Genomic DNA, 315 nt, shown 5'->3' on the forward strand with positions numbered 1-315 from the left:
AGAAGATTTAGTACGCGCTGCTTTTGTGAAACAACTATGTGTAGTAGTGTCAATCAAATTAACACTATAAAACTTGCCATCACCTTTGATATAACGTGGCCCCACTAAATCCATCTGATGGGTATGACAGAATAAATCAGGATAGTCTTTCGGTGCTTTTTGAAAAGGAATGTCTTTGTTTAAGCCATGCTTTGCAATAACGCGGTTAATTGTCCATATGGCGGGTGGTGGTTTTATTCCCCGCCGCTCACATTCGTATTGAATAGATATCGCACCAATTTGAGCCATTTTTTCCTTCATCAATTCCTGACGGAT

At 39.7% G+C, this 315-nt stretch carries 1 pseudogene; it reads right to left on the reverse strand.

Annotated elements, in window-relative coordinates:
- Nucleotides 1-315 (reverse strand): annotated as a pseudogene (locus tag A4R26_RS35000) (hypothetical protein); the annotation flags it as partial.

The organism is Niastella populi, from assembly GCF_002078015.1.
Taxonomy (GTDB): Bacteria; Bacteroidota; Bacteroidia; order Chitinophagales; family Chitinophagaceae; genus Niastella; species Niastella populi.